The organism is Acidihalobacter sp. (genome assembly GCF_037381185.1).
Lineage (GTDB): Bacteria > Pseudomonadota > Gammaproteobacteria > DSM-5130 > Acidihalobacteraceae > Acidihalobacter_A.
Genome location: NZ_JARRQY010000090.1, coordinates 1 through 8,035, shown reverse-complemented (window position 1 = coordinate 8,035; position 8,035 = coordinate 1). Strand labels below are relative to the sequence as shown.

Sequence of the window (8,035 nt, the reverse complement as noted above, 5' to 3'; positions counted from 1 at the left end):
GCAGCAGTATTTCATCAGTCGACCAAGGTATTGGAATATGCGGATTATCTCCGCCCCATGTACAGCGATGAGCATGGGCACTGCGTGCGAGTGAACTTCGACAGGATGCTGCAAGTGGATCCGGCATCGTACGAGCATGTGCTGCGATTCATCGTGAGCAACAGCCTGCAAGTGTTCGGGTTCGACGGTAACGAGATTCCGCCGTTCACCGAATCGCAGGAAGAAGCCGCTTAACTTTCTCCGTTGCTGCGAGGTGGCCGGGCGCATCCGGGCCGCTTGATGCATTCGTACATTACCGGGAGTTCGCCGTGAACTCGCCGGGTCTTGCCGTGTCCGTTCCTAAAAAAGCCCACTGACCGTCCGATCGCATTCGCGCGCGATCGCGGCGGCGGGCCTATGGGTGCTGTTCCTGCCGGCGTCCTGTCATTCGCACTGCCCTATGTCGGGCCGCGCACGACGCACATCTTGCGTTCGAGCACTATGGAACCGAACCGCGGTTGCTCGGTCCTATCATTCGGAATACCCCTTCGATCACAACAACAATTACCTGCCGAAGGTCCGAACTGATGAGGCGTTTTGTTTCGCTCCTGCTTGCCGTTGCGACGCTGGCTACGGTTTCGTGCGCCAATGTCCCGGCGAAATCGACTTCGACCGAGAAACCTGCCTGCCCGATCGATAGCCGCTACTGCACGGCGACTTTGGCCGAAGCGCATGTGCAGCAGGATTGGGGGCGGTCAGTTACATCCAAGTCTTCAAACATCGCTGCCTGAAGCGAAATGACCGGCTGGGTGGCCATGAGAAGACCTATTGCAGCTGTATGTCGGAGACGGTGGCCGCCACCCCGGGCGAATGGCACGCGCTTTTGTCTTTTAGCTACTCGGCACAGACGATGAGGCGATCCCAGGGCGGTTTTTATGGACCGGCAAAGGAATCCATGATCGGGAAAATGTCTCTGGAGGTGACGGCTTTGAGAAACCAGTTCCGGGCGCAGCAGATGGCTTGCCTCGTGTCGTCGTATCACAGGTCGGGCTCGGGCAGCACGCCGCTTGTAATGTATACGGCGCAGGAGTATGCGCGTGATGTCTCTTCTCTGGTCGAACTTCACATGCATGGGGTGCGTGAGGCCGAGGAACGTCGGCTGGTGAGCAAAAACGACGGACGGCCGGTGTCGCTGGCGGTCGGGATCTGTCGCGTTGGTCTGGTGGTGCACCGCGACGGTACCGTCCCCGATGTACGCCGGGAAGGCTGTTCTCCGAAGGCGATCTGGCGCGATGAACTTGCGGCGATTCACGAGGTGATCCCTTTGCCCCCGCCAGGGCGTGAAATGCATATATGGATCATGACGGTTGCATCGGAAGCGACGCTCGGAGTGGCGGGGTATTGAGCATGGATGCGGCAGTGGCCGCCATCGGAAAGACGCTCGATTTCATCGTCGAATTGGATAAGCTGAAGGAGGTGTGCAGGAAGACGTGCCCGGTCGGTTGCAGCGCTACGAGAATTCCGCCGAGCATTCATGGCACGTCTGCATGGCCGCGCCGATGTTCAAGGCCTACCGAACGGGTCCGTCGATATCGATTGCGTCATCAGCATGCTGCTCATACACGACGTGGGCGAGATCGATGCGGTCGGAACGCCGGAGTTGGGGCCGAGGAAGAAGCGGACGTGGCGCGAATTCGAGGAAGGCGATACCGCGGCCGTCAGGTTTGCGAGGGCGATCGACCGCGTATTTCCGCTGCTGCACGATCTGCATGGCGACGGCCATAGCTGGAAAGAGAACAGCGTGTCGAGCGAGAAGGTTTTCAGCGTCAACAACCGCATAGTGCGAGGCCGTGGCGTGCTGTGGGCCATGCTCGAAGCCAGGCTGCACAAGGCGGTCGAGAATGGGATGTTCGGGTAGCGGCGCGGCTGTGCCGTTTTGCCCGATGAAACCGCCGAGAGATGAGGCGCGGCCCTGGGCACGGATTTGTCCGGGGCCGCGCAGGGATGCGTCTCAGCTCAGGCCGAGTTTGCCGCGCAGGGTGGAGAGGTCTTCGGCCAGCGTGTTGACGGCACCGGAGAGCACTTTGCGGTCGCGCTCGTCGACTTTGTCGTAGGTGACGTAGCCGCCGTCGGTTGTCTTGTATTTCGCCAGGATGGTGTCGACGGTTTTGAAGTTGCCGTCGACCTTTTGGATGAACGCTGAATCCTGGCTCGCGAGCTGCGGGCGCAGCAGATCGAAGATCTTCTTGGAGCCCTCGACGTTGGCCTGGAAATCGTAGAGGTCGGTGTGGCTGTAACGGTCCTCTTCGCCGCTGACCTTGGTGGCGGCAACTTCTTCCATCAGCGCGGCCGCGCCGCCGACGACGATGGAGGGCGGGAAGGTCAGGCCGGCGATGCGCTTCTGCAGGTCGAGCACGTCGGCCATCAGTTTGTCGGCCAGCGGCGTGAGTCCGGCCGTGCTGTTCTTGATCCACAGGCCGTATTCGATGCGGTGGAAGCCGGTGAAGTCGGACGAGCCGACGCCGTGTTCGTGGTCGTCCTCGCGCGAGTCCACAGAGGCGTCGAGGTCGCTGAACAGTTCGGCAATTGGCTCGATGCGCTCGTAATGCATGCGCGTCGGGCCGAACAGGCGTTTGGCGGTGTCCACGTCGCCGCGCTTCACGGCGTCGGTGAAGGTGCGTGTCGCCTTGACCAGCGCGTCGACGTTGCGGGTGACGTAGATCTTGTAGTCGGTGATCGGGGTCACGAGGTCGAGCGAGGCGTCCGCGGCCATGCCGGGCAGCGGTGCGGCAAGCAGGCCGGCGAAGAGTACGGTGGCGAGGATCTGTCGTTTCATCGGGTGTGCTCCTGAGTGGCTCATGGAAAGGTCGGTGCCGCGTCAGGCGGTAGCCTGGATCAGCGTGCGTCCGAGGTAGTCGTCGGGGCCGGCGGCGCCGGGCAGGGTGAAGTAGTAGCCGCCGCCGATGGGCTTGATGTATTCCTCCAGCGGCTCGCCGTTGAGACGGTTCTGCACGGTGATGAACCCCTCCACGAGGCTGGCCTGGTAGATGATCATCAGCAGGCCCATGTCGAGCTGGCCGTTATTCTGCACGCCGTTGGAGTAGTTGAACGGGCGGCGCAGGATGAGGTTGCGCTCGGTGCCCGGCATGCGCGGATTGGCCAGGCGGATGTGCGCATCGAGCGGCGTGATCTTGCCTTCGGGGTCGTTGCGGTAGTCGGGTTCGGTGAATTCGTCGGTGCCGCCGGACAGGGGAGCGCCGTCGTATTTGCGCCGGCCGAAGATGGTCTCCTGCTCCTGCAGGGGCGTGCGGTCCCAGCGTTCGACGTAGTTGCGGATGATGCGTACCACCTGATAGCTGCCGTGTGCGGCCCAGGCTGGTTCTTCGCTGCCGGGCTGGATCCAGACGATGCCGTCCATGAGTTTGGCGTCGTCGGCCTTGGGGTTGGCCGAACCGTCGAGGAAACCGAGGAAGTTGCGCGCACTCGGTTCGGGCCGTCCGGGCTGTACCGGTACGGGTGGGATCGTGCCTTCCTGCTTCCAGCGCACGAGCAGCAGGTCGGGCAGGGTTTTGATGATGTCGCGCAGCGCATGGATATTGGTGTCCGGCGTGTTGGCGCAGAACTGCAGCGTGAGGTCGCCATGGCAGCGCTCGGTATCCAGCGCGTCGTTGGGGAACGAGGTCATGCGCTGCAACTGGCGCGGCTTGGCGCTGGCGAGACCGAAACGGTCGTCGAACAGCGAGTCGCCAACCGAAACCGTGACGGTCAGGTTGTCGGGGTGGACGACCGGGCCGAGGATGCCGGAGTCCGGCGGCGGCAGTTTGGGATCGATCTGCGGCACCGCGCCGCCTTGCATGAGAACGCGAATGCGTTCGGTCAGCGTGCGGAACAGGCGTTCGAGCCCTGCGCGGTCGGTGGCTAGGACGTCGAAGGCGACCATGATGCCCGCCGCCGGGCGCGGCGTGACTACGCCGGACTGATGCGTGCCGTAGAAGGATTGACTCTGCAGCGTGGCGTCGCTTTGCGGCGCGTGGGTCGCGCCGGATGCGCCGGCGGAGGCATGCGCGGAGAACGGGCACAGGCTGCCGGCCACGGTGGCGCCGGTGACGCCGAGGCCCTGGAGCAGGCGGCGGCGTTGCAGGGAGATCGGAGTGTCGGTGTCTTGCGTTTTCATGGGATTACCAGTGTCGCGAGTGGATCAGGAGTCGCCTAAGCCCAAGGCTGGATTGACCGCGTTCAGGGCGTTGGCCAGGGCTTGCGCCTGCGCAGCGATGCGTTTGCGGGTGGCGGCGTCGGCCTGGTCGTAGGATCGGTATGCATCGTCTTCACGCAGACTTTGCAGGGTCGCCTGCAGGGTTGCCTGGCCGTTTTTCAGCTGCTCCAGCAGGGACGGATCGCGCTTGCTCAGCAGTGGCGCCAGCATGTCGATCGTCTTCTCCGCGCCGCGCAGATTGGCTGCGAAGCCGTACAGGTCGAGATGGCTGTAGCGTTCCTCTTCGCCGGTGGCGCGGTTGTCCGCGAGCGATTGCAGCAGCCGGGCGGCGTCGGCGGCGAGTTCGCGCGGCGGCTGGCGATGCGCCAGCATGGCGGTTTCCAGCGAGTCGACGTCGGATTGCAGCTGCTGCGCGACGGGCACTAGGCCGGCCGTACTGCGTTGTGCGAAAAGTCCGTATTCGATGCGGTGGAAACCGCCGAACCCCGGGTCCTGTTCGCGCGCGGCATAGTAGTCGGCGCGCGCGTTGATGCGGTTGTCGAGTTCGCCGAACCGCTGCGCGGTGGCGGCGATGCGCTGGTAGCCGATGCGCGCAGTGAGGTAGGCGCTCCGTGCGGCCCGCAGATCGCCTGCGGCGATGGCCTGAAGCAATGCAGCGACGGCGGCTTTCAGCGTGTCGGTATGCTGGATGAGGTCGAAGCGCTGCTCCGAGAGCGGTCCGATGAAGGCTTTGAGCGCCGGTGCGGTCTTGGCGGCGGCGTCCGATTCGGCGGTGCGGGTGACGTGCAGCGTACCGCGCGGGTTGCTCAGCAGTCCGCAGGTGATGGCGTAGTCGCCGGGTTCGAGATGGACGCTGACTACCTGGCTCATGCCGGGCGTGATGTTTTCGCGTTCGGCAACCACCATGACGCCGTCAAGGATCTCCCATTCGACCGCGCGGCCCGAGTGGTTGACGATGCGAAAGCCCGTGCGTCCGGCGGGCACTGTCAGTGTGTCGGGATCGCACGTGGCGGGATGGATGGTGACGGTGATCTCGCCGGCGGTCGGATGCTGCTGCGCGAATTGAGCGGCGGCATAGAAGGCCCCTAGAGCGAGAGCCGCCAGGGCGCCGGAGCCGGCAAGAATCCAGCGCATGATCCTGGGATTCGGGCCATGGTTGTCCGGGCGAACTGCGTTATCCATGTATGCTGCCTACTCGGTGGTTTCGGAGACGGGGGCCGTGCGCCGCCGACTGGCGAGTTGCGCAGGAAGACGGAAAAACAACGTCAGGCAGATGGCCAGATAGACGAGGTAGGTGCCGAGCGTGCTGACGGTCGGGGCTTCCTGATAGCCAAAGAATCCGGCCAGCAGAGAACCCAGGGCGCTGTCGGTGGGCAGCCGCGTGCCGAGGTCGAAGACGACGCCTTGCAGGTGGTTCCACACGCCGGCTTCGTGCAACGCCTGCACCGCATTGGCGAGGATTCCGGCCGCGACGATGAGCAGGAACAGGCTGGTGAAGCGGAAGAAGCGCCCGAGGTTGATGCGCAGGCTTCCGCGATACAGTCCCCAGCCGATGGCGACTGCGGCAGCCAAGCCGAGCAGGGCGCCCAGCGGCGCTGCGGGGTCGCGGCTTTGCTGGAACACGGCGAGCAGGAAGAAAACGGTTTCCAGACCCTCGCGCGCCACGGCGAGAAACACCATGGCAATCAGCGCATAGGCCTGGCTGCGCGTGCCGTGCGCGAGGGCGGCCTCGAGGGAGGCATGCAGTTCCTGCTTGACCGAACGCGCCATTCTGCGCATCCAGAAGACCATGTAGGTAAGAATGCCGACCGCGAACAAGCCGACCACGGCTTCGAACAGCTCTTGTTGCCGCTGCGGAAATTCGGCTCCGATCCATTGCAGCCCGGCGCCGACGAAGAGCGAAAGCGCGGCGGCCAAGAGCACGCCGACCCAGACAGCGCTCAACCAGTGGCTGCGCGATGTGCGGTTGAGATAGCCGGCAATGATGCCGACGACGAGTGCGGCTTCGACGCCCTCGCGCAACATGATCAGGAATGGAACCCACATACCCCTTGCCCCGTTTCGAATTTTCTTGCTGAACGGTCCGTTGCCGGCAGTCCCTGGCGCTTTGCCGCTGCGGCAAGCCGTTCATGTCGAAGCAAGATCGTACATTTAATGAGAATCATTATCAAATGTTAATGAGATTCGATTTGTGTTTGGACGGTAGGCGCTGCGAACCGGGGCGTGAGGACACGGGCCACCGCTGGCGATAACGTTTATCGACGTGAAGAACGCGAGCGGGCGCAACGGAGGGCGGTCGGGGGACAAGGTAAAAGGAACCCGCCCCCGTAGGAGGCGGGTAAGGGCATACGCCCTGAGGAGGTGCTCGGTATGAATCGGGTGCTCAGGATTTCTGGAACGGTTCGAGTTTTCCGGGGTAGCGCAGCATCTTGTCTACTTCGCTCGCATGAAGCGTCTCCTCCGCAATCATTCGGCGTGCGTACTCTTCAAGCATGACATCCTGGTCGCGAACGAGGTCGAGCAGCTTGCGGTATTCGGCCAGGGCTTCCCATTCGTGCGTCAGCGATTCCACCAGTATGTCGCCGATGTCGTGGCGGTGGGTTTCCAGGAGGGGGCCGATCCCGAGGGAGGGATGACCGCCGAGGTGGGTGATCATTTCGCCGGCTTGTTGCGCATGGGAAAGAGCGTCGTCGGCCTGCTCGCGTAGCCAGGCTACGATCGGTATGCGGTTGTATCCGTAGACCATCAGGGAGTAGTGCGTGTAGCGGACGACGCCGGCGAGTTCGAGTTCGAGAATACGGTTGAGGCTGCCGGTGACGGGGTCGAGGTCGATGGATGTGTTCATGAGGTTTTTCCTTTTGCGGGGTCTATGGCCTTGCTGCGCGGACACTGCCCGCTGTATATGCAGGCGTGCAGACACAATCGGCGCAGCGCGGAGTGCGAGGCGCTATCGAGACAGCGGAGTTCGGCGACGCACAGCATGCCCTGGCGCATCAGCCGCAGAAGCGTTTGGCTGCCGACCGCGACGTGCAGGGTCGCGCCGGGGTCTTCGACAGGTGAATCGGCGGGCTGCTGGAGCACTCGGTTGGATGTTGCTCGAGGCGTGTCTTGCGGTCGCATAAGAGCATCCTCTGTGCGGGGTCAGCGCTGTTTGTGCCGGCATCCGCCGTATCCTCTGCAGGCGCCTGCCGTGCCTTGTTTTCGTTCGAATTGCTGTTCGCTGTTGCGTGCACCGGATGCCGGAGTTGCGCTTGGCGCACGGATCGGTTCGATCCGGACGGGTTGCTGATGTGTTTGCTTCACCTTTGCTTTCCCCCTTGTTGACTGACCGTTCGTGGAATCGATCTGCCTTGGATCTTAAATAATAATAATTATCATTTGCAATAAATAGGGGGATAGAGATCTCCAGGGAACGCAGCGGATATACATCGACGCCGAGGTCTGCTGTACGACGGCCCTGGCCTGTGTCGTGCGTATATGCTCCTGCCCGCATGCAGCCTGAGCCTGGCGGATCGGGGGAGAGCTGGAACGTCTTGATATGCCGCTTGCAAGAGCCGGAGCGTAGCGGGGCAGGGGCGAGCGTGGTACGCGTCTTCAGGATACGCGGGCGCGGTCGTCGCTTAACGGACGCACGCGTTCGCGGTGGGCGGGCGACGGCTATCGAATGCTCCGCGAGCGGGGCGGCTGGGTTCGGAAGGAGTGCGCGTGGCGCGCTTAGTTATTGGGCGGCAGCCGTTTCTGCGCCATCTCGACCATGGTTTCAAGGCGTACCAGACGCTTGTCGATGTCGAGCGTGCGGTCGGAGAGCTTTTCGGTGCGCTCGTTCAGGCGTTTGACCTCGTC

Annotated in this window: 9 protein-coding genes; 4 read left to right on the top strand and 5 right to left on the bottom strand. The window is 63.0% G+C overall.

Annotation, left to right across the window (positions count from 1 at the left end; translation table 11 throughout):
* From P8014_RS19740 to P8014_RS19730, 3 genes are all read left to right on the top strand, one after another.
* A partial coding sequence (locus P8014_RS19740) for a DUF3579 domain-containing protein (RefSeq protein WP_337819046.1) occupies positions 1 to 234 on the top strand: 234 nt, incomplete at its 5' end.
* 583 nt (positions 235 to 817) lie between these two features.
* Positions 818 to 1,384: a hypothetical protein gene (locus tag P8014_RS19735; protein WP_337819045.1), complete on the top strand. Its 567-nt coding sequence runs from the start codon at positions 818 to 820 to the stop codon at positions 1,382 to 1,384.
* A 129-nt stretch (positions 1,385 to 1,513) separates the two neighbouring features.
* Complete coding sequence (locus P8014_RS19730; protein ID WP_337819044.1) at positions 1,514 to 1,897, top strand: HD domain-containing protein; 384 nt, start codon at positions 1,514 to 1,516, stop codon at positions 1,895 to 1,897.
* A 93-nt stretch (positions 1,898 to 1,990) separates the two neighbouring features.
* Here the strand turns inward: P8014_RS19730 and efeO (P8014_RS19725) are convergent, their stop codons facing one another.
* From efeO (P8014_RS19725) to P8014_RS19705, 5 genes are all read right to left on the bottom strand, one after another.
* Positions 1,991 to 2,815, bottom strand: coding sequence for an iron uptake system protein EfeO (gene efeO / locus P8014_RS19725; protein WP_337819043.1), 825 nt, complete (start codon positions 2,813 to 2,815; stop codon positions 1,991 to 1,993).
* 42 nt (positions 2,816 to 2,857) lie between these two features.
* Complete coding sequence (gene efeB / locus P8014_RS19720) at positions 2,858 to 4,153, bottom strand: iron uptake transporter deferrochelatase/peroxidase subunit (RefSeq protein WP_337819042.1); 1,296 nt, start codon at positions 4,151 to 4,153, stop codon at positions 2,858 to 2,860.
* Positions 4,154 to 4,177: 24 nt separating this feature from the next.
* Complete coding sequence (gene efeO, locus P8014_RS19715; protein WP_337819041.1) at positions 4,178 to 5,374, bottom strand: iron uptake system protein EfeO; 1,197 nt, start codon at positions 5,372 to 5,374, stop codon at positions 4,178 to 4,180.
* Between the two features lie 9 nt (positions 5,375 to 5,383).
* Positions 5,384 to 6,238, bottom strand: a complete 855-nt coding sequence (efeU, locus tag P8014_RS19710; protein ID WP_337819040.1) for an iron uptake transporter permease EfeU — start codon at positions 6,236 to 6,238, stop codon at positions 5,384 to 5,386.
* Positions 6,239 to 6,575: 337 nt separating this feature from the next.
* Positions 6,576 to 7,037, bottom strand: coding sequence for a ferritin-like domain-containing protein (locus P8014_RS19705; RefSeq protein ID WP_337819039.1), 462 nt, complete (start codon positions 7,035 to 7,037; stop codon positions 6,576 to 6,578).
* Positions 7,038 to 7,102: 65 nt separating this feature from the next.
* Here P8014_RS19705 and P8014_RS19700 point away from each other — a divergent pair, with 65 nt between their 5' ends.
* Positions 7,103 to 7,252 (top strand): hypothetical protein, encoded by a 150-nt coding sequence (locus P8014_RS19700; RefSeq protein WP_337819038.1) that lies wholly within the window; start codon positions 7,103 to 7,105, stop codon positions 7,250 to 7,252.
* Positions 7,253 to 8,035 lie beyond the last annotated feature (783 nt).

Coding starts and splice junctions, on each gene's coding strand:
- P8014_RS19735 (WP_337819045.1), top strand. CDS start 818: ATGTCGGAGACGGTGGCCGCCACCCCGGGCGAATGGCACGCGCTTTTG.
- P8014_RS19730 (WP_337819044.1), top strand. CDS start 1,514: ATGGCACGTCTGCATGGCCGCGCCGATGTTCAAGGCCTACCGAACGGG.
- efeO (WP_337819043.1), bottom strand. CDS start 2,815: ATGAAACGACAGATCCTCGCCACCGTACTCTTCGCCGGCCTGCTTGCC.
- efeB (WP_337819042.1), bottom strand. CDS start 4,153: ATGAAAACGCAAGACACCGACACTCCGATCTCCCTGCAACGCCGCCGC.
- efeO (WP_337819041.1), bottom strand. CDS start 5,374: ATGGATAACGCAGTTCGCCCGGACAACCATGGCCCGAATCCCAGGATC.
- efeU (WP_337819040.1), bottom strand. CDS start 6,238: ATGTGGGTTCCATTCCTGATCATGTTGCGCGAGGGCGTCGAAGCCGCA.
- P8014_RS19705 (WP_337819039.1), bottom strand. CDS start 7,037: ATGAACACATCCATCGACCTCGACCCCGTCACCGGCAGCCTCAACCGT.